This window comes from Mesorhizobium sp. 113-3-3 (genome assembly GCF_016756495.1).
Classification (GTDB): domain Bacteria; phylum Pseudomonadota; class Alphaproteobacteria; order Rhizobiales; family Rhizobiaceae; genus Mesorhizobium.
In genome coordinates, this window is record NZ_AP023245.1 from 63,633 (window position 1) to 82,303 (window position 18,671).

19 protein-coding genes are annotated in these 18,671 nt (G+C 59.2%); 5 read left to right on the forward strand and 14 right to left on the reverse strand.

The genetic code is table 11. From position 1 onward, the window contains the following. Positions 1–21 precede the first annotated feature (21 nt). Genes JG746_RS36025 through JG746_RS36055 form a run of 7 tightly spaced genes read right to left on the reverse strand, consistent with a single transcriptional unit; the run spans position 22 to position 7,701 of the window. Positions 22–900, reverse strand: a complete 879-nt coding sequence (locus tag JG746_RS36025) for a cytochrome c oxidase assembly protein (protein WP_446721250.1) — start codon at positions 898–900, stop codon at positions 22–24. Beyond that, positions 888–1,172, reverse strand: a complete 285-nt coding sequence (locus JG746_RS36030; RefSeq protein WP_202359594.1) for a hypothetical protein — start codon at positions 1,170–1,172, stop codon at positions 888–890. Before JG746_RS36030 ends, JG746_RS36025 begins: the two co-directional genes overlap by 13 nt. Before the next feature lie 20 nt (positions 1,173–1,192). After that, positions 1,193–1,795 (reverse strand): cytochrome c oxidase subunit 3, encoded by a 603-nt coding sequence (locus JG746_RS36035; RefSeq protein ID WP_199200771.1) that lies wholly within the window; start codon positions 1,793–1,795, stop codon positions 1,193–1,195. Further along, positions 1,792–3,663: a cytochrome c oxidase subunit I gene (ctaD, locus tag JG746_RS36040; protein WP_199200830.1), complete on the reverse strand. Its 1,872-nt coding sequence runs from the start codon at positions 3,661–3,663 to the stop codon at positions 1,792–1,794. The genes JG746_RS36035 and ctaD overlap by 4 nt, the downstream gene beginning before the upstream one ends. A 38-nt stretch (positions 3,664–3,701) precedes the next feature. Continuing rightward, positions 3,702–4,694, reverse strand: a complete 993-nt coding sequence (coxB, locus tag JG746_RS36045; protein ID WP_199200772.1) for a cytochrome c oxidase subunit II — start codon at positions 4,692–4,694, stop codon at positions 3,702–3,704. After that, positions 4,691–5,284 (reverse strand): c-type cytochrome, encoded by a 594-nt coding sequence (locus JG746_RS36050; RefSeq protein ID WP_446721251.1) that lies wholly within the window; start codon positions 5,282–5,284, stop codon positions 4,691–4,693. The genes coxB and JG746_RS36050 overlap by 4 nt, the downstream gene beginning before the upstream one ends. Positions 5,285–5,307: 23 nt before the next feature. Next, positions 5,308–7,701 carry an FdhF/YdeP family oxidoreductase gene (locus JG746_RS36055; protein WP_199200774.1) on the reverse strand — a complete coding sequence of 798 codons (2,394 nt, stop codon included), beginning with the start codon at positions 7,699–7,701 and terminating at the stop codon, positions 5,308–5,310. 407 nt (positions 7,702–8,108) lie between these two features. Here JG746_RS36055 and JG746_RS36060 point away from each other — a divergent pair, with 407 nt between their 5' ends. Beyond that, positions 8,109–8,318 carry a hypothetical protein gene (locus JG746_RS36060; RefSeq protein ID WP_199200775.1) on the forward strand — a complete coding sequence of 70 codons (210 nt, stop codon included), beginning with the start codon at positions 8,109–8,111 and terminating at the stop codon, positions 8,316–8,318. A gap of 1,184 nt (positions 8,319–9,502) precedes the next feature. Continuing rightward, positions 9,503–9,913 (forward strand): hypothetical protein, encoded by a 411-nt coding sequence (locus JG746_RS36065; RefSeq protein ID WP_199200776.1) that lies wholly within the window; start codon positions 9,503–9,505, stop codon positions 9,911–9,913. A 160-nt stretch (positions 9,914–10,073) separates the two neighbouring features. On the opposite strand, the gene JG746_RS36070 is transcribed toward JG746_RS36065, so the two are convergent. From JG746_RS36070 to JG746_RS36080, 3 genes are read right to left on the reverse strand one after another with little or no spacing between them, the layout of a single operon-like run. Beyond that, complete coding sequence (locus JG746_RS36070; protein ID WP_199200777.1) at positions 10,074–11,618, reverse strand: SpoVR family protein; 1,545 nt, start codon at positions 11,616–11,618, stop codon at positions 10,074–10,076. 12 nt (positions 11,619–11,630) lie between these two features. Then, a complete protein-coding gene (locus JG746_RS36075) occupies positions 11,631–12,950 on the reverse strand; it encodes a YeaH/YhbH family protein (RefSeq protein ID WP_199200778.1) in 1,320 nt (439 codons plus the stop codon). Between the two features lie 19 nt (positions 12,951–12,969). Continuing rightward, positions 12,970–14,919 (reverse strand): PrkA family serine protein kinase, encoded by a 1,950-nt coding sequence (locus JG746_RS36080; RefSeq protein WP_199200779.1) that lies wholly within the window; start codon positions 14,917–14,919, stop codon positions 12,970–12,972. On the opposite strand from JG746_RS36080, the gene JG746_RS36085 reads away from it, so the two are divergent. Together JG746_RS36085 and JG746_RS36090 are read left to right on the forward strand one after the other, a co-directional pair. Beyond that, on the forward strand, positions 14,905–15,216 hold the full coding sequence (locus JG746_RS36085) for a hypothetical protein (RefSeq protein WP_202359595.1): 312 nt from the start codon (positions 14,905–14,907) through the stop codon (positions 15,214–15,216). The genes JG746_RS36080 and JG746_RS36085 overlap by 15 nt on opposite strands. A 330-nt stretch (positions 15,217–15,546) precedes the next feature. Then, a complete protein-coding gene (locus JG746_RS36090; protein ID WP_202359596.1) occupies positions 15,547–15,699 on the forward strand; it encodes a hypothetical protein in 153 nt (50 codons plus the stop codon). 158 nt (positions 15,700–15,857) lie between these two features. Here the strand turns inward: JG746_RS36090 and JG746_RS36095 are convergent, their stop codons facing one another. The 4 genes from JG746_RS36095 to JG746_RS36110 all read right to left on the reverse strand — a co-directional run bounded on the left by JG746_RS36095 (position 15,858) and on the right by JG746_RS36110 (position 17,809). After that, positions 15,858–16,334: a YciE/YciF ferroxidase family protein gene (locus JG746_RS36095; RefSeq protein WP_199200782.1), complete on the reverse strand. Its 477-nt coding sequence runs from the start codon at positions 16,332–16,334 to the stop codon at positions 15,858–15,860. A gap of 207 nt (positions 16,335–16,541) precedes the next feature. Further along, entirely contained in the window at positions 16,542–16,793 is a 252-nt protein-coding gene (locus tag JG746_RS36100; RefSeq protein ID WP_199200783.1) for a GlsB/YeaQ/YmgE family stress response membrane protein, read from the reverse strand. Positions 16,794–16,914: 121 nt separating this feature from the next. Beyond that, positions 16,915–17,337, reverse strand: coding sequence for a DUF4112 domain-containing protein (locus JG746_RS36105; RefSeq protein WP_199200784.1), 423 nt, complete (start codon positions 17,335–17,337; stop codon positions 16,915–16,917). After that, a complete protein-coding gene (locus JG746_RS36110) occupies positions 17,330–17,809 on the reverse strand; it encodes a YidB family protein (RefSeq protein WP_199200785.1) in 480 nt (159 codons plus the stop codon). The genes JG746_RS36105 and JG746_RS36110 overlap by 8 nt, the downstream gene beginning before the upstream one ends. Positions 17,810–18,357: 548 nt before the next feature. Between JG746_RS36110 and JG746_RS36115 the strand changes: the two genes are divergently transcribed. Then, positions 18,358–18,585, forward strand: coding sequence for a hypothetical protein (locus JG746_RS36115; protein ID WP_199200831.1), 228 nt, complete (start codon positions 18,358–18,360; stop codon positions 18,583–18,585). Positions 18,586–18,671: the final 86 nt, after the last annotated feature.

Below are 18,671 nucleotides of genomic sequence, written 5' to 3' on the forward strand. Positions count from 1 at the left end.
CCGGGACCAGAGACCACCGAGCTAGACATTTTGCGTCTTTCTTCCGCCCGAGTGCCGGATCCAGAGCGCCAGCATGGTCATTGCCGCGGCCGCATAGACCGCGCCTGCGGGCACCCACATGATCATGCCCGCCAATTGCTGGTCCTCCAGCGGCGTTAGTCCCCAGTCCGTCGCGGTTTGGGTCTGCGCGACATAGAGCACGCGCGGGGCAAGGGCCAACAAGACGCCCAGGATGCTGGTGTGGATCAGGGTCAGGAACAAATGCCATGCCGAGGCGCCATAATCACTTCGCCAGACCATTGCCCACCAAAACAGTATCGCCGTGGCGAAAAAGCTCAGATGCTGGAGGCGGTGGAGGGAGGTGTCGGTCACGGCGGCGTCGAACAGGACGGGCACGTGCCATACCCAGATGGCGCCGCCGTGAATGATGGTCGCGTTGGTGGCGCCAGTCCACCAGTCCCATGCCCTGCGGACAACGGCCATACGCATCACCGAGCCAGCGGCGTGACGCGTTTTTCCGGGCAATCCCCAAAGCAGGATACCCGCCGGCCGCGCCAGCACGATCAAGGGGGCCGACACGGCCATGACAATCTCGTGCTCGATCATATGGAAGGCAAAGAGGTGTTCGCCAAGCCAATGAAGCGGCGAAAGCAGCGCCCCTGCCAATGCCAGCATGCCGCCGCAGTACGGCAGGACGCGGATCGTCATCATGCCCGGTCTCGTGAGCCGCCAGGTCAACCTTATGACGCCCACGATGAACAGTATGACAATCACAGCTAGCGGCACGACGATCCACGGGTCAAATGTCCAAGGGTAAGTCGAACCGTGCGCCTCGTTCCCATGCGCCATAGCCGGGCTGGCGATGATCAAGAAGACAAGCGTGCGGATCAGCGTTGGCACGGATCCAGCAGCATCGTAGCCGCCCCCTGCAACGACAACGCCAGCACAAATGCCAGCGCGATCAGGAAACCCGCGTCGGTGATAAATCGCTCGGATCTCGCCAATCCGGCGGAGCTCGTGCGTGATGCGACGACACCAGCGATGGAGGCTGCTAGAAGCGCCGCACAAAAAGCAACCGTCCACGGAAAATTCTGACGGCAATCCATGTAGGGCGTGATTTGTCCAAGTTGGGTGGTGACCGCCCAAGCGACAGGCGGCACGACCAACCCCATGTATCGCAGCCAGCGTCTGGTCAAACTCGTGGAACCCAATAAAGGCAGACGTACATCGGCAACCACGTCAGCACCACAAAGTTCCAGTACATCGCATTGTCGTCCACATCGCCAAACCGCCGTGCATTGTCGCCATGGCGCGTGAACATCAGGCTCGCCAGCACGACAGTCTCACCCAGGTCGGTCAGGATGTGTGTCGTATGGAGGCCGAGCATCACCCATACAATCGATCCATAGGCGTTTTGATCCCACTTGATGTGCATGGCGGGAAACTCGAAAACACGTAGGATGAGCGGCAAGACGCCTAACAGCGACATGACAATGAGGCCAATTCGGACTTTCCGTAAGTCTTGGGTGCGCGCCCAGCGCGTGACAAAGACATTTGGTATGAGGCTTACAAGCAGAACGACTGTCAGGGTCGTTCCTGCAAGCAGATCAGGCGGGGCCGTATCGAGCGGCCACCGCGGTGCCAGGCTCATCAGATAGAGATAAATCACGATCGAGAGGACAAAACCGGTGCCTTCGATGAGCATGAAGGCGAGCGTTCCCCACCAAGACAGGCTGGCGGTGCCAAGGCCATGCGCGGGAAGCTTTGCCACGTCAAGAACGACACCATGCTTCATGACTCGTCCTCCGGGTCGCCCTTTGGCCAGAACCAGCCAATGAGTGCTATTGCAATCGGTATGGAGCCCCAGACCACGGCCCATGGGGTAAAGATCGACCAAATCAGCATTGCTGACGTAGCGAGCGCCGCCAGGAGCGGCCAAATCGAATTCCCGACAGATGATTCACGCGCTTCCGCACGCGCTTCCACGACACTGGTGATAAGCACTTCGCGTCGGTCCGTGTGCAGACCCTCGACGAATCCAAGTGGATCCGCTCTGTCCGACAAGGGCTCTAGGCTTTCGACCACCGGGAGCCGCGCAAAATTATAGGACGGCGGTGGCGAAGAGGTCGCCCACTCCAGCGTCGAGGCGCCCCACGGATTGGCTGGTGCGATGGGACCTGATCTGGCGCTGCGTATGGCGTCGATGAAGAACAGCAGGAAACCGGCGGCCAGAATGATCCCGCTGAGACTGATGAACATGTTCAGGCCGGCCCACGGCATCTCCGGCTGATAGGTGTAGATGCGCCGCGGCATGCCTTGCAGGCCGAGAATGTGCATTGGGAAGAAAGTCAGATTGAAACCCGAGAAGATGAGCCCAAACGACCAGCGGCCAAGCGACTCGCTCATCATTCGGCCCGTCAGTTTCGGAAACCAGTAATAGACCGCGCCCAGCAAGGGGAACACGGCGCCACCGACCAGGACGTAGTGGAAATGCGCGACGACGAAATAGGTGTCGTGAACCTGGGTATCGAACGGAACCGACGCCACCATCACGCCGGTCAGTCCACCAATGACGAAGACGACGATGAACCCGATGACGAACAAAAACGGCGCCTTGAAGATTGGCCGTCCGGCCCAGATCGTCGCCAGCCAGCAGAAGATCTGCAGGCCTGCGGGAACGGCGATCGCCATGCTTGAGGCGGTAAAGAAGCTTTCGCCCAGCCGCGGAAGGCCGGCCACGAACATATGATGGACCCACAGCCCGAAGGCCAGAACGCCCGTCGCGATCAAGGCCATCACCATGGCCAGATAACCGAACACCGGCCGCTGTGTGAATGTGGCGACGATGCTCGAGACCATGCCCACCGCCGGCAGGAAGATGATATAGACCTCAGGGTGGCCGAAGAACCAAAACAGATGCTGCCACAGCAGCACGTCACCGCCTTCGGCAGGGTTGAAGAAATGCGTCCCCACGAGCCGATCGAGGATCAGGCTGGTGCTGGCGATCATGATCGCCGGCATGGCGAGGATGACCAGGAAGGACGTGACCAGCATCGACCAGACGAACAGCGGAATCCTGTCCAGCGACATGCCCGGGGCGCGTTGCTTGAATACGGTGACGACGATTTCGACGGCGATGGCGAGAGCGGAAACCTCGGTAAAGGTGATCATCTGGGCCCATATGTCGGCACGCTTCCCGGCCGCATATTGGGGCCCCGACAGCGGTACGTAGGCGAACCACCCAACGTCCGGACCGGTATCAACGGCGAAGGCGATCCACAACAGCAGGCCGCCGGCAAGGTACATCCAGTAGGAGAACGCGTTGAGGCGCGGGAATGCGATGTGTCGGGTCCCCACCATCAAGGGCACGAGGTAGATGGCCATCGCCTGCATGACGGGCACGGCGAACAGGAACATCATGTTCGAGCCGTGCATGGTGAAAATCTGGTTGTAGCGATCGGGCCCGATGAACCGGGCTTCGGGTTGCGCCAGCTGCAGCCGCATCAGCAAAGACAGCACTCCGCCAAGCGCCAGGAAGACAAACGCCGTGACGATGTAGCGGCGGCCGATAATCTTATGATCGACTGTCGATAGGGCGCCCCAAAGGCCAGGGGGCGTTGACCAGGTCGCGCCAAGTCGACGATCGAGTTCGCCGGCTTCCATCCCGGTGTCCCGAACGCCTTCGCGATCCGATGCTGCACTCATTTGAGACTGTCCATATAGGCGGAGATATTCTGGAGCTCGATGCTCGTCAGCGGGACCATCGGCATATTGTTCCCCGGCTTCAGCGTCTGCGGATCGGCAATCCAGGCCGCCAGCGAACCGCGCGTGGTCTCCACCAATCCGGCAGCGATTGTCTGACGACTCCCGATATGCGTCAGGTCGGGTCCCGTCGTACCGGTGGCTAGCGTTCCTCGGATCGTATGGCAGGCCGCGCAGGGCTTTGCCAGAAAGGTCGCCTGCCCGGAGGCGGCATCGGGATCGGCCGGCATCATCGCATTGGCGCGCTGCGATGTGATCCAGCGCGCGTAATCGGACGGAGCCTCCGCAATGACCATAACCGCCATATGGCTATGCTGCAGACCGCAGAATTCGGCGCATTGGCCGCGATAGACGCCACGCTTTTCCGCCCGAAGCAGCAAATCGTTTGGGCGACCCGGAACGAGATCCTGCTTCCCGGCCAGGCTGGGAACCCAGAACGAATGGACGACGTCCGCGCTTTCAAGCTGAAGCCGGACATCTTGACCGACGGGGATATGGATTTCGTTGGCGGTCTGGAAGGTGGAAGTGCCGTCGGAACCGGTGTAGATGACCTGCCACCACCATTGCTGTGCTCTCACGGTGATCGTCACGGCAGCACTTTGCGGGAGGCCGACGCTGCGGGTGGTGTAGAAGCTGGCAATTGTCATGCCGGCGATAGTGGCCACCGTCACCGCGACTGCGGCCGAGACCGTCATCGTGAGCCGACCTTCCGATGTCTGGCCTTCCGCCTCGGCCCGACGCCCCCGCCTGAGCGCCAGGGCAAGCATGACCATTACCAGCAACCAGATCGCTCCGGACAGCACAACTATCCCGACGATCAGATGCTCGACATGAATGGCGGGAGCCCCGTAGGGGTTAAGCGCAGACTGGCTACCACTGCAGCCTGACACCAGAATACCAGTCGACAACACACCAATGCGAGGGGCTCTCACGGCGAAGGTCCCTGATCTGGATGGACACCCACCGGGCCCTCATCGAAGAGAATCTTCGCAGGGCTGCGGTTCTCGGCTGGGCGGGTCTGCTTGTCATCGTTGCGGCTAGGCGCCGCTGTCTTCGGCGTATAGGAGCCGATCGTCTGGACATAACCCGCGAGCTGCCAGATCTGCTCGATGGTCATGCGGTCGTGAAAGGCGGGCATGCCATGCGGGCGGCCATCACGGACCGAGGCGACGATGGAGACCATTTCAGGACCATACAGCCACCAGCCGTCAAGGAAGGAGGGGCCGACACCGCCGCGCCCATCTCCATGGCATGTCGAGCACCCGAACCAAGCGTAAAGGCGCTTGCCCTGGCTCAGATTATAGGCGTCCGTTTCATAAAGCTTGCCCTGCGCAAAATAACTCTGTGGCGGTGTTCCGCTAATCGCATTGGGCATGAGGCGGAATTGATCGAGATCGGCCGCAACGGGGGGATCCGTGCGAAGCTCCCTGGCCTGCCGAATCCAGCCCAACCAGGCCCCAACACCGATCAGCAGAAACGCCGCCGCCACGAATGCCCAGTGTGGGTTTCTTGTGTCTATCAAGGGGCCCTCAGCCCATAAGTTGGTTAGCCATCGGGATTAAAGCTCGATCGGGTAAGGCGCACAGGCAGAAGTTTATAGGAAGGTGTTTTTGCCTTCGGGTCATGGTGAGCCAAAGGGAATAGCGGGTTTGCCTCGGGGTAATACGCCGCACAGCATCCCCTAGGAATGTTGTACTGCACGATCCTCAGGCCAGTGACTTTACGAATGTTGCTATCGTCGATCGCCGTCGTCACATCGATGTACTCGCCATCGACGAAGCCCAGCCGGCTAATATCCTCGCCGTTCATGAACACGACCCGACGGGTGCCTTCAACGCCACGAAATCGATCGCTGTATCCGTAGATCGTGGTGTTGAACTGGTCGTTGGATCGCAGTGTCGAAAGATGCAGGACGTCGGCTCTCCCCGAAGTCGAGAACTCGGGAAACAATCTGTGCGGCGTGATGAAGTTGGCCTTTCCCGTTTTCGTCACCCACTTGCGTTCTCGCGCGGGCAACGGCCTGGCAAATCCGCCAGGTTGAAAAAGCCGCTTGTTGAAGTCCTTGAACGTCTCTGGGTAAGTGCGCTCGATGGCGTCTCGTATCTGCCCATAGTTCCCGACCCAGGCGTCCCACGGAACCTTCGTTTCTCCGAGCGTAGCCTTCGCGATGCCAGCAACGATGGCAGGTTCGGAAAGAAGCTCGGAGCTGGCCGGTTTTGCCTTGCCGCGAGAGCCATGGAAATGAGCAATGGAACTTTCAATCGACACCGCCTGGGGACCGCTTGCCTGCTGGTCGACTTCAATGCGGCCCAGGCACGGCAGCAGATAAGCGACCTCCCCGTGCAGAACATGGCTGCGATTGAGCTTTGTCGCGATCTGAACACTCAAATGCATCTTGCGCCATCCCTCTTCCATGGCGGCCGTATCAGGTATGGCTTTCAGGAAGTTCCCGCCCAGGCTGATGAACGCGCGGCACTGGCCGTTGATTATTGCTTCGCAGGTTTCGACCGTCGAGCGGCCGGTCCATGTCGGCGGCTCAAAGCCGTAGAGCTGGGAAAGCTTGTCCAGCGGCGCCAGACCGGGTTTTTCGGTGATCCCGACGGTGCGCTGGCCCTGCACGTTGGAATGGCCCCGGACGGCGCAGATATTTGCTCCGGGCTTGCCGATATTCCCGCGCAGCAGCGCCAGGTTGCAGACCATGTGAACGTTCTCGACACCCATGAGGTGCTGCGTCAGGCCCATGCCGTAAATCATCATCACGGCGCTGGCGTTCGCATAGGTGCTAGCAGCCTGCATCATCTCCGCGCGGCTCAGCCCCGAGACGCGTTCGAGTTCGTCCCACTGATGGGCTCGCGCGGCCTGAGCAAATTCCTCAAAGCCAGTAGTGTGTTCCTGGATAAAATCGTGATCGAGCACGTACTTGTTGTCTGCCGAGGCCATCGAGGCCGCAAAGGCGACCATCGCCGCATTGTCCTGGTCCTTCGGCTTCCCGTCCTGCCCCGCCACGCGGCTTGCGCCTGATGCCTTGAGGGCGTCGTCAGCTTCAATCAGCGCCTTGCATACCCCGAACAGTGCCGCGATATCGCCGCCGTTCCTCACCTGATAATATTCCGACGAGATCTTTGTCTCTTTCCCGGTCAGCATCTGTGGCGACTGCGGATTGATAAAGCGCTCCAACCCCCGTTCGCGCAGCAGGTTGAAGGTGACGACCTTGACGCCCCGATTCACTGCGTCCTGGAGATCATGAAGCATCCGAGGCGACGAGGTTCCAACGTTCTGCGCGATGTAGAAAATACAGTCGGTGTTCTCGAAATCGGACAGGATCGCCGTCCCGACGGATGAACCGATGCTTTCCGGGAGCGCCACGGACGAACTCTCGTGACACATGTTGGAGCTGTCAGGCAGATTGTTGCTGCCGTACATGCGTGCGAACAGCTGGTACATGTAGCTGGTCTCGAGCGAAGCACGGCCGGATGTGTAGAGATCAACCTGATTAGGATCGAGGGAGCGCAACTCTCTCCCAATCTCATCAAAGGCATCAGACCAGGCAATCGGAACGTATTTGTCGCTCCCCGCATCCCAGCGCATGGGGTGCGTCAAGCGGCCTTGTTCTTCAAGGTCATGATCGGACCAGGTCTCCAGTTCGCTCAGCGTGTGGTTGGCAAAGAATGCCGGACCGGCTCGACGCGACGTCGTCTCCCACGCCGTAGCCTTGGCGCCGTTCTCGCAGAACTCAAGCGGATGTGGCCGAGCAGGCTTTGCCCAGGCACAGCTGACGCACATATACCCTTCAGGCTTGTTCTGGATCGAAAGTAGCTTTGGATCCCGCAAGGGAACATGCTCTCTCGCGATAATCGCTGCGACGGATTTTGCCGACCCCCAGCCGCCAGCGGGTCCCTCATATGGTCGGATGGTTGGCGTACGGGTCTTTGATGTCATTTCCGCCTCGCTCGCGTAGCCGAGGGCCGCGCTCGGCCCCGCTTCACTGGCGCGTCGCGACCTCGTTCGTGGACGGGCCGACGTCCAATCGCCGACCATTCAGTCTTGCCCCGGCAACATAGAACTTGGCACCTGTCGGACGGTTCCACGGATGACCGCCCATCTCTTCGGCGCCGTCCTTGGCGAGGACTAGGTCAGATTCCTGATCTGCTCAAAGTGAAGTGCGCGGAAGTGGCGGCCCTTCTGATCGGTTTTGACCTCGAGAACGACCGGGCGATCGGATGCGAGGGCTTCGTCCCCGACTCGGTCAGAGCAGAACGGATCCCAACGAACAGCGGCCCGCTATAGACCGGGCCCAGCGACTGGGCGCATAGTTTGGCGTGCGGCGGACTGGGAGCGTTGTATCAATGGTCTACACAGTGATTTGGTACGGCAAGCAGGGCGTAGTTGAAATGACGCCCTTCGATGCAGAGAAAGAGGCCAGGGAGCATGCCCGGGCGTCCTTCGCCGCTCGACAGCAGGATGACGGCGTCGTGGCGGTGGAAGTTCGCAAACCTGACGGTACAGTTGTCTTTAGCCAAGCGGGTGGAAGCAGCGGTGTAGACGGCGGCGGCTGAGAGGTTCCGAGTGCGGATAGTCTCCGCCAGATTGTTCGGCTCGCTCTCGTAGCGCACTCTGTATTGATAGGGCGTCGGCGCGGTTTGCTCGGGTGTCAATCGGAAGCGTTGGGCCGAAACCAGCCCCGGATCCTTAGAATGTCATGCAGGTGGCTATCATACCTCGCAATGCACTCCGCCTCCCTCGACAGGATTGGTTACCATGGCAGGCTCATTTAGCGCAATTTGATCCACGCCATAGCGAGCTTAGCTGCCAAGGGTGTAAATCTGACAGAATAGACCGTGACATCGATGCTGCTCCGCACGCTCTCAAATTGCGGGCTGCCAATCGTGTGGCCATTTGACGTGCGCCAAGGAGGGCAACCCTACGTCGTCTGGCTTCAACTAAGCCCACGCCAACAGATCGGTCACAAGCTTCAGCGCGATCACGCATGGCCAGCATTGAGCAAGCACGAGGGTGGGTGGGACCCCGGGCCGCTCAAGCCTGTGATCCCTCCCGTATTAGATAGCTTGCCGCACGTTTTCTTCCGGATTCTCGTCGAGAGATGTCTGGCCGGGAAGCAAGTGGATAGACTCCGCCATGCGTAGGGCCGGTCGCACGCGGAATTGGGCGCGGTCCGTTTTCGACTGACCAGGCCCGCGCCCAACTCGGGTGCGGCCGGAACAATGATGGTTGAGCTGCTGCGCGCGCGCGACGCGTTGGAATGCTGATTTTGCAGGAATCCTAAACGAAGCGCCGGGTGCTGCCGACGCAGAAACTCGGAAACTTATTATTCATAAATTCTAATATAGTTTGTACGACTTCGCAGGCCAGTTTTGAGTAGTGCGACGCTCGACGAAAAGCCCGGCCCTCCCCCGCGCCGGGCTTTTCATCCTGGCCTTTGCCAGCTTCCTAGCGCCTTTTTCATTTGCCGCTGTCCATACGTCCCACGTTTCGTGGCGCCTCTTGGCAGCCTTGGGTTGCGTGTGCTCTGTCAGGTGCCGGCAAGGCTCGCCGGCCTGTACTCACCCGAGCGCTGCTTCGTAGATGACCGCGGTCAGGTGAATTCGACCATCTCGGGTGGCACTCATACCAGTTTCCGGCCTTCGTGGTTTTGTGGAAGGGGCTTGGATTTCGATTGCATTGCTTTTTCAGTAACACCTAATATCAGCTTGTTGAAATCGGCATTCTGGGAGGAAGTGTCATGCCCAAGGTTTCAGATCTTTTCTTTAAAACAGCTATCGTATGGCTCATTCTGGGGATCGGCGCCGGCTTGCAGATGGCAATTTCGGGCGACCACGGTGCATTTCCTGCGCACGCACACATCAATCTGCTCGGATGGGTCACAAGCGCAATCTTTGGCGGCTACTACGCTCTTAATCCGGCAAAGGCAGCGCGGAGAACCGCCATGATCCACTACGGCCTCTACAACGTCGGATTGGTGGTAATGCTGCCAGCTCTGTATCTGATGCTTCACCAAGGCTATACGGCAATCGAGCCCGTCGTCGCCGTAGGTTCACTGATCGTGGCTGCCGCCGTGCTGGTATTCGCTTTCGTTGTTTTCTCAAGCGCAAGGGAGCGCGTGGCGTCTGGGTTATCGACCGCGACACGCTAAATCGGCGGAACTCGGCAGTATGAGGGCCGGCATGAGCCACTGGAGCCGGAAGCACAGGCTTGACCGGCTCCAGCGCGGGCAATCGTTGTGGCCTCATTTATGGACTGTTTCTTTGGTCGCAACGCAAAAACGCTCCGCTCACAAGTGGAGGGCTGCGATCTCAAACTTCCTTTGTCGAGCGTTCGCCGAGCATCGCACCGGTTTCAGCATCCACTGCCACCATGCTGACCTCGTAGCCCCAAAGGTTTCGGATATGGCGCAAGGTCGCGTCGCGGCTTCCGCCCTCGAGCATGAGACCATTCTTCACCGTGTGCTGAAGCCTCAGACGCCGATCGCCCAGGAGATCGACGTCAATCACCTGGATGTCGGGCCGGCTCGCTCCAACGTCGTATCTTTGAGCAAGCGCTGACCTTATCTTGGCATAGCCACGCTCGTTGTGGATCGACGCGACTTCGTAGTGCGGCTCGTCGGCGTTGTCGGCCAGCATGAATAGCCGCCACTTCCGGATCAGAGCCGGGCTCAGATATTGGCGGACGAAGGATTCGTCGCGATGGTTGGCCCAGGCATCGAGCAAGGTATCGCGCCAGTCGCCGCGGCCGGCTATGTCTGGGAACCAGTCTCGGTCCTCTGCAGTCGGCGCGGTGGAGATGCGCCGGATATCCTGCATCATGTCCAGACCAAGCGCATAGGGATTGATGCCGGAATAGCAGGGGTCGTCATAGGCCGGCTGGAAGATCACGTTCGTGTGGTTGCGCAGCATCTCAAGCATGGCGCCCTCGCTGATGCGGCAACGGTCGAAAAGCGTGTTCATGAGCGTGTAATGCACGAAAGTGGCGCAGCCTTCGTTCATCACCTGGGTTTGCCGCTGCGGATAAAAATACTGCGCAATGATCCGCACGATCCGGATGATTTCGCGCTGCCAAGGCTCAAGGACGAGGCTGTTCTTCTCGAGGAAATAGAGCAGGTTTTCCTCCGGAAGTTTGAGCGACTTCTTCCGCTCTGCAAGGATTTGGTCGGTGGCGTCCTGCTTGCTCTTTCCCGGCGAGGGCGGCAGCGTTCTCCAGAGATCGTTGAATGAACGCTCCTCGTATTCGAGGCGTTCGTGCAGCCCCTCGCGCTGCTGTTCCGATGACAGCTTCGGCGGCCGCCGGTAACGGAAGACGCCTTGCTCCATCAGCGCGTGGGCGGAATCCAGGATCGCCTCCACAGGGGTCAGGCCATGCCGTTCCTCACATCGCGCTATGTAGCTCTTGGCAAAATCCAGATAGCTGAGGATGCCGCCGGCATCCGTCCATTGGCGGAAGAGATGATTGTTCTTGAAGAAATGATTGTGGCCCAATGCTGCGTGCGCGGTCACCAGGGCTTGCAGGGCCATGGTGTTCTCTTCCATCAAGTAGACGATGCATGGATTGGAATTGATGACCATTTCGTAGGCCAAGCCGCGAGCGCCCTTGCGGTAGAGAAGTTCGTCGTAGAGGAAACGTTTGCCGAACGACCAATGCCGATACATCAACGGCATGCCCAGAGATGAATAGGCGTCGAGCATCTGTTCAGAAGAGATGACCTCCATCTGCACAGGATAGATGTCGAGACCAAGCTCTTCGAGGCCGAGCGCCTCGATCTCCTCGTACACTCGCGACAGTTTCGCAAAATTCCAGTCCGACCCGGAAAACAGCAGTTCGGACGTGCACGCCTCACTGACCATTGCCGAAGTCCCTCACGCGCTCTTGCGTAGACCAGGCTGCCTGGCGAACAGCTGGCGGAAAACCGGATAAATGTCGGCCGGGGCGGCAATGCGCCTCATCTGGAAGTTTGGCCATTTGCCGTCGATGGCGTTATAGGCGCGCCAAAGCGATGTCCCGTTCTCGGTCGCGCCGAAAATGTGGCTTTCCCGTTCGTCGATGATTTCCACATAGGCGAAATATTGGCAAAGCCGCATGAGCTTGCGGTCGAGCAGCTCTATGCAACGCTCGGAGTCGCCGGCGAAGTTGTCGCCATCGGAGGCCTGGGCGGCATAGATGTTCCATTCGGACACCGGATAGCGCTGCTCGATGATGCGGTGCATTTCCTCAAGGGCGGTGGAGACGACGGTGCCGCCGCTTTCCGTGCGGTAGAAGAAGGTATGTTCGTCCACTTCCTTGGCCAAATGGGTGTGACGAATGAAGACAATGTCGATGCGTTCATAGCGCCGTGTCAGGAAAAGGTGCAGTAGCACAAAGAAGCGTTTGGCCAGATCCTTCTCGCGCTCTCCCATCGATCCCGAGACGTCCATCAGGCAGAACATGACGGCGTTCGCATTGGGCAAAGGCTGGGGATCGAAGCGATTGAAACGGATGTCCACCGGATCGACATAGGCAATTCGCTTGCGCCGGCGCTCGAGCCGGTCAAGCGCCTCGCGCAAGGCGGCGATCCTTTCGCGCGCTGGGGCGCTTGCCGGCTGAGCTTCCAGCTCGGCAATCTGGTGGGCGATTGCGTCCAGCTCCGCCTGCTTGGGGCGCCTGAGCGCGATGCGCCGCCCGTGGCTGTTTCGCATCGTGCGTCCGACATTTATGTTGGTCGGCGCCCCGCCTGACGTGAAACCTGCCCGTCGCGGCTTGACGCTCAGTACCTGCTTGAGGTTGAGCTTGACCAGATCGGGAAGCTCGAGATCCTCGAAGAAAAGGTCGAGCACTTCCTCGCGCGACAGCACGAAACGAAAGTCGTCTTCGGATGCGGCGGTTCCCGAGCCCGATCCGTAGCCCCCGCCTCCGCGGCCGCCGCCCGGCTTGGGGATAATATCACCAGAGCTGAATGTCCGGTTGCCGGGCAGGATGTGGTGACGCCTGCCGCTTTCCCTGTCGTCGCCGAAGGTCGGTTCGCCGGTGCCTTTGCGAGGGATTGGCACCGCATGCTCACGGTCGAGTTCGGCGATGCTGCCGGTGCGGACCTTGTCGCGGATGCTGCGCTTGAGCTCTTCGCGCGCTCGTCTGAGAAAGCGCTGGCGATTGCCAAGACTCTTGTCCTTCGGATTCAGGCGGCGGTCGATGAAGATCGGCATGGCACCGTTCGGGCGTCACTCAACCCGCCTTGTTCACGCGCATGTACCAGTCGACCAGCCGGCGGACCTGCCGCTGGGTATAGCCGCGCTCCACCATCCGCTGCACGAATTCGTTGTGTCGCTTCTCCGTGACGCTGTCTTGCTTCGAGCCGAAGCTGATCACCGGCAGAAGGTCCTCGACTTGGCCGAACATGCGCTTTTCGATGACCTCGCGAAGCTTTTCATAACTCGTCCAGGACGGGTTGCGGCCATTGTTGCGCGCGCGGGCGCGCAAGGTGAACTTGACCACTTCGTTGCGGAAGTCCTTGGGATTGGCGATGCCGGCGGGCTTCTCGACCTGCGACAGTTCCTTGTCCAGGACCTCGCGATTGAGGATCTGTCCCGTATCGGGATCCTTGTAGTCCTGATCTTCGATCCAAGCATCGGCGTAGGCGATGTAGCGGTCAAAAAGGTTCTGACCGTATTCGCTGTAGGATTCCAGATAGGCTTTCTGAATCTCGTGACCAATGAACTCGGCATAGCGCGTTGCAAGCTCCGATTTGATGAACTCGAGATAGGCGGCTTCCGTCTCCTTCGGGAATTGCTCGCGCTTGATCGCCTCCTCGAGGATGTACATCAGGTGCACGGGATCGGCGGCGACCTCCTTGGTGTCGTAGTTGAAGCTCTGAGACAGAATCTTGAAGGCGAAGCGCGTGCTGACGCCGGTCATGCCTTCATCGACGCCCGCAGCATCGCGATATTCCTGCACCGACTTAGCCTTCGGGTCGATCTCCTTGAGGTTCTCGCCGTCATAGGCGCGCATCTTGGTGTAGAGCGGCGAATTTTCGTGCGCGGCAAGCCGGGTCGAGACGGTGAAGCGGCTGAGAATGTCCAGAACCTCGGGCGCGCAGGGGCTGTTCGCCAGTTCGCTTTCGCGCAGCAGCTTCTCGTAGATCTGCCTTTCTTCGGTGACGCGAACGCAATAGGGAACCTTGACCACGAGAATGCGGTCGAGGAATGCCTCGTTGTTCTTGTTGTTCTTGAATTGCTGCCATTCCGATTCGTTGGAATGGGCAACGACGATGCCCTGGTAGGGGAAGGCGCCGAAATTCTCGGTGCCATTGTAGCTGCCTTCCTGGGTTGCCGTCAGCAGCGGGTGCAGCACCTTGATCGGCGCTTTGAACATCTCGACAAATTCGAGCAGGCCCTGCGTCGTCCGGTTCAGGCCGCCGCTGTAGGAATAGGCATCCGGATCCGATTGGCTGAAGTTCTCCAACTGCCTGATGTCGACCTTGCCGACCAGGGCCGAGACGTCCTGATTGTTCTCGTCGCCGGGCTCCGTCTTGGCTATGGAAATCTGGCGCAGCCTTGACGGCAACAGCTTGACGACGCTGAATTTGGAGATGTCGCCGGACAGTTCGTCCAGGCGCTTGGCCGCCCAGGGCGAAATCAGTCCGCTCAGGCGGCGGCGAGCTATGCCGTATTTGTCTTCCAACAGATCGCCCATGCGGTCGGGATCGAAAAGGCCGAGCGGCGATTCAAAGACCGGGCTGATCTGGTTGCCGACCTTGAGCGTGTAGATCGGGCGCTGCTCCATTAGCTTCTTCAACCGCTCGGCGAGCGAAGATTTGCCGCCGCCGACCGGGCCTAGGAGATAGAGTATCTGCTTGCGCTCCTCGAGGCCTTGCGCGGCGTAGCGGAAATATCCGGCAATGCGCTCTATCGTGTATTCCATTCCGTAGAAGTCAGAAAAGGAAGGATAAACTTTGACCGTGCGGTTGGAGAAAATGCGGCCGAGCCGCTCGTCCTTGCTGGTATCGACCAGGTTTGGCTCGCCGATCGCCTCGACCATGCGCTCCGGGGCCGACGCATACATGGCCTTGTCCTCGCGGCAGGCTAACAGATACTGCTGGAGGCTGATCTCTTCCTGGGCCGCGTTGGAATAAATCTCCGAAAACAGATCGAAGACGTCTGATTGATTTTCGCGCATGATGCCTTTGCCTCAACAGGCTGCCAATCGGCTCCATCCACTCATATTAACTGCCGGGAAGCATTGCGGTTCCCTTCACGTGAAGGAGAGCGCACGCAATGCGACATCGACCTCGGCGACCTGGCGCATTCGAGCCAGGCGATCGCGGCTCTGGGGCAAATTCAAGGCATTGCCGAACATGAGGCCAAGGCGCTTGTCCTGGATATCGGCGAACGTCAAGTAAGGATAGATCTTAGGCCAGGCGACTGGCGAACTTCAGGAGATCCTGGATGGCCGCTGCTGCCCGCCTTTAGCTGACCCAACGCCAGCCCTGAACATTCGCGTGCTTAGGAGCCATTGAGACATGCGGGCTTTGAGGGTGCGCTCAGGAGCCTTAATCGAGCCTTGCGAATTGGACGCGCGCGATAGCCCGCACCGCGTCCGATTTTCACGGGATTGTTTTTGAAGACGCGCGCGAAAGTCCGAAGATTGGGCTTCCAGCGGTCTTAATCCAACCGCCTCGCCCGCGTCCCTAGGCCAAACTTAAAGCCAGTGCGAAAAGACAAACCTGATCCGGGGCTTCTCTACAGGGCCGTTCGTCCCGGAATCGATGCTGACCAGCTTCGAGGCACCCCAAAGTCGAAGGGGGTGATCGTCGAGGCCGTGCTCCTTGAGGACATTCCCACCGCCGATCTCCAGGCCGAGGCGGCTCAAAGCGGCATTTCGATCAGCCGAAAACGTCGATCAATCGACGCCCTATTTGAGATCATCCCGAATCGCAAGCTGATCGCCAGATGGTGAAGGTACTCGGTCCCCGATCTGATGACATGTCATTCCGCGGCGCTACTATTCGGCATCATCCATTCTTCAATCAAAGCAATGCCGTTAACGCCTGCCTCGCAGACCGGGCTGGCCTGCCCGATTGCCTGGAGGCGGTAGGACAGCAGGAAGGACCGTGATCAACTTGTCCGGTTGATAGAAGTGACCGCTAGGTTAGTCAGCTTGTTGTTGGTGGCTTTTTCCTGGTCGAGGATCTCGCTGAGCAACTTGTGCGCCTCGTCATGCCCAAGATCCTTTGCCCATTCCCGCAGCGAGCCATACCGAGAGATCTCATAGTGCTCGACTGCCTGGCAGGCGGCCAGCAGGCCGGAATCGAGGGCCGTTCCGGAGGCCTTCTCGATCAGCCCGTCGGCTTCCTTGATGAGGCCCTCAATCGCGTCGCACTTCTCGCCAGACGCCTTCATGCCTAGCGACTTGAACACCTGTTCGAGCTTCTTGATCTGCGCCTTCGTCTCCTCCAGATGGTCCTCGGCTGCCTTCTTTAGCTTGATATCCTTGACGGCCGCAGCCACCCTGGGCAACGCCTTGGTAATCGCGTTCTCAGCATAATACATGTCCTGCAGCGTATGCTCGAAAATATCGGCTAGAGTTTTCATTAAAAAATGCTCCTTGCCCGAATTGGCTTTGAGTGAAAGAGCCGGCAACGCGAAAGGTTCCGTGCCTTTCTCATGTTGTCCGCGTCCTGGCGCCCGGGTGCCCTGGCAAAGTAGAATAACATCGCCAGATGGTGGGAAAAACACGCGTGATCCTAACGGACCACGCGTCAATCATAGGTCAGACTGCACGCAAGATCGATTGCTGGTTCAGCGCTTGATCATTCGGGCCACGGCGATCAGAATACATGCGCCGATGAAACCGGAGACAAGATAGCCAAGCCAGCCGGCCAAGGATACACCCAGCAACCCAAGAAGGATGTTGGCGACGATAGCGCCGACGATTCCCAGAATGATGTTCATGAGCACGCCCATATTGCTTTTCATGAACATCTCGGCGAGCCATCCGGCGATACCGCCGATGACGACAGCCGCGATCCAACCGACACCTGGATTTTCCATATTTTCCCCTTCTCCTTCGAACCGAAATTGGTTCGGCGAGAAAACGTGCCTTAAACCAATAAGGTTCCCTGGGTGAACACTGGGCCGCAATCAGGTCGGGCCGCCGGGCACCAAGTCGCGCTTAACGTTGGAGGTGGCGACGAAGCAGTCTGATATTGCGATCGTTGGCCTTAAAGTACACGTCGAAGAAAGAGCCCAGAATAGGGACGCTTCCTACAATGGTATCAAGCAGTACGTTCCCTAACATTCTGGCCACCAACGTCTTTCGAGCACCGCAGCTACGGGCTCGCAACACGATGTAAACCGAAACGATGCCTGTCGCCGCATCTCCCAGGACAGGCACCAGACCCACCAGGGCATCCAATCCGAAGCGAATGGATGTCCCCGGAATGCGCCAGCGGGAATCGAGTAAGGCAGCCAGCAAATCCAATTCGGCAACTACGTTTGTCGCCTTGGTGCCATGATAGCCCTGCCCAGTTAGATCATCTGCCGAGCCCGTACGAGGCAGCGGGTCTCCTCGGGGCATGGTCGTTACTCTAGACATCGTTTTGCCCGGTTCTACTCGGGGGCACGTCGTCGAGTAGGGTTATCGCATAGGAGCTTTGCTTGGGCTCGGGTGGGAGTTCACCATTTGGCGTCATCTTGTTGATCGCCTCGGGCAGATCCCGGGTGATCCTGCTGATGAGTTCCTCGCGCGGAAGTCCAGTTTGCATCGACAGCGATGTCAGTGTGTCTTCATCGATTGCCGCTTCCACGTCATTAGGCTTGATTGGCTGGTTGGGCCCAGTGCCTACCCACGAGTCGACCTTTGATCCTGCCCCCACACCTCTAAACCGATCAAGGATGTCTCGAAGCGCCGTCCCCGAGACGCCTTTGGAAAACTGATCCAGAAGCCCGCCTTGCGGGTCGTTTGGATTACGATCGCCCGCACCACGGATCATCTCGCCGATTTTGTCGCGATTCTGGTAGGCTAGAACGCCGAGCATCGCGAGCGCCAATTTTCCGAGATTCGCCATTAGTATCTCCACCGTTCAGTAGAGAAGGGCTCAACTCCACAAAGGTTCCGTCAGCGCTACCCCGGTCGACATGGGGTTCACCATCAGTATCGCGAACGCAGCAAGCGGGATCAGAGGCAATGCTTCGATCGTGCGTTCGTCGAGCGGTGTCGCTATCGCCGCAATGGCCTCGTCAGAGCAAGGCGCACAATCGGCCGGCCGACCAGTCTGTGGGCCCCCAACACCGGAGGCCTATTTCAAGCTCTTGACGTAAGGTGCTCCCACATCTGCCGGCAGGCCAACGAAAAACCCGCCGACCAAAGTCACCGGGCCATGTCCGTTGTATGTCAACCATTTTGGATCGCCCATGAACGCGCCTTGCCACCTAGCGACCTGTTCATCGATCTCGCCCGCTTGATGCCAAGCGCCCTGGCGTCGGCGACGAGCTTGCCAGCTGACTACGCCGCCAACTCTTGCCGCGCGTCCTGGAGCCCGCCGCCAGGGGCCATGCCCGAGGCTGCGCTAAAATCGTTCCGGAACATTTTAGACGAATTGCATGTTTGAAGGTTATGAAGGTCGACGCCGACGAATGCCGGACAGCCCTGATGCTGATCCGGCGCACGATCGAGGAACACTGCCCGCCCGGTGTGCTGCCGAGCGAAGAAGCGGTGAACGGCCTTTACGGGCCGGAGTTGATCCATGAGGCGGAAGCGCTGGCGGCTGCCATCGTCGCAACTATCGACAAGATGCAGTTGCGCGTGATGATGAAGCCGCCTTCCCCCAGTATCAAACAATAAGCCAGGAAGCCCACCGGCGCGCGTTTCGGCGGGCCGCTGTTCTAGCCGTCCGTTCCGGCGCAATTACGGTCACCGGTTGTCGCCGT

What these genes read in the sequence shown, in the direction of transcription:
- JG746_RS36030 (WP_202359594.1), bottom strand. Translation starts at nt 1,172, where the DNA reads ATGGGGTTGGTCGTGCCGCCTGTCGCTTGGGCGGTCACCACCCAACTT.
- JG746_RS36100 (WP_199200783.1), bottom strand. Translation starts at nt 16,793, where the DNA reads ATGGAAAATCCAGGTGTCGGTTGGATCGCGGCTGTCGTCATCGGCGGT.
- JG746_RS36070 (WP_199200777.1), bottom strand. Translation starts at nt 11,618, where the DNA reads ATGGTCAGTGAGGCGTGCACGTCCGAACTGCTGTTTTCCGGGTCGGAC.
- ctaD (WP_199200830.1), bottom strand. Translation starts at nt 3,663, where the DNA reads ATGGAAGCCGGCGAACTCGATCGTCGACTTGGCGCGACCTGGTCAACG.
- JG746_RS36110 (WP_199200785.1), bottom strand. Translation starts at nt 17,809, where the DNA reads ATGGCGAATCTCGGAAAATTGGCGCTCGCGATGCTCGGCGTTCTAGCC.
- JG746_RS36055 (WP_199200774.1), bottom strand. Translation starts at nt 7,701, where the DNA reads ATGACATCAAAGACCCGTACGCCAACCATCCGACCATATGAGGGACCC.
- JG746_RS36060 (WP_199200775.1), top strand. Translation starts at nt 8,109, where the DNA reads ATGGTCTACACAGTGATTTGGTACGGCAAGCAGGGCGTAGTTGAAATG.
- JG746_RS36035 (WP_199200771.1), bottom strand. Translation starts at nt 1,795, where the DNA reads ATGAAGCATGGTGTCGTTCTTGACGTGGCAAAGCTTCCCGCGCATGGC.
- JG746_RS36080 (WP_199200779.1), bottom strand. Translation starts at nt 14,919, where the DNA reads ATGCGCGAAAATCAATCAGACGTCTTCGATCTGTTTTCGGAGATTTAT.
- JG746_RS36105 (WP_199200784.1), bottom strand. Translation starts at nt 17,337, where the DNA reads ATGTCTAGAGTAACGACCATGCCCCGAGGAGACCCGCTGCCTCGTACG.
- JG746_RS36095 (WP_199200782.1), bottom strand. Translation starts at nt 16,334, where the DNA reads ATGAAAACTCTAGCCGATATTTTCGAGCATACGCTGCAGGACATGTAT.
- JG746_RS36065 (WP_199200776.1), top strand. Translation starts at nt 9,503, where the DNA reads ATGCCCAAGGTTTCAGATCTTTTCTTTAAAACAGCTATCGTATGGCTC.
- JG746_RS36115 (WP_199200831.1), top strand. Translation starts at nt 18,358, where the DNA reads ATGAAGGTCGACGCCGACGAATGCCGGACAGCCCTGATGCTGATCCGG.
- JG746_RS36075 (WP_199200778.1), bottom strand. Translation starts at nt 12,950, where the DNA reads ATGCCGATCTTCATCGACCGCCGCCTGAATCCGAAGGACAAGAGTCTT.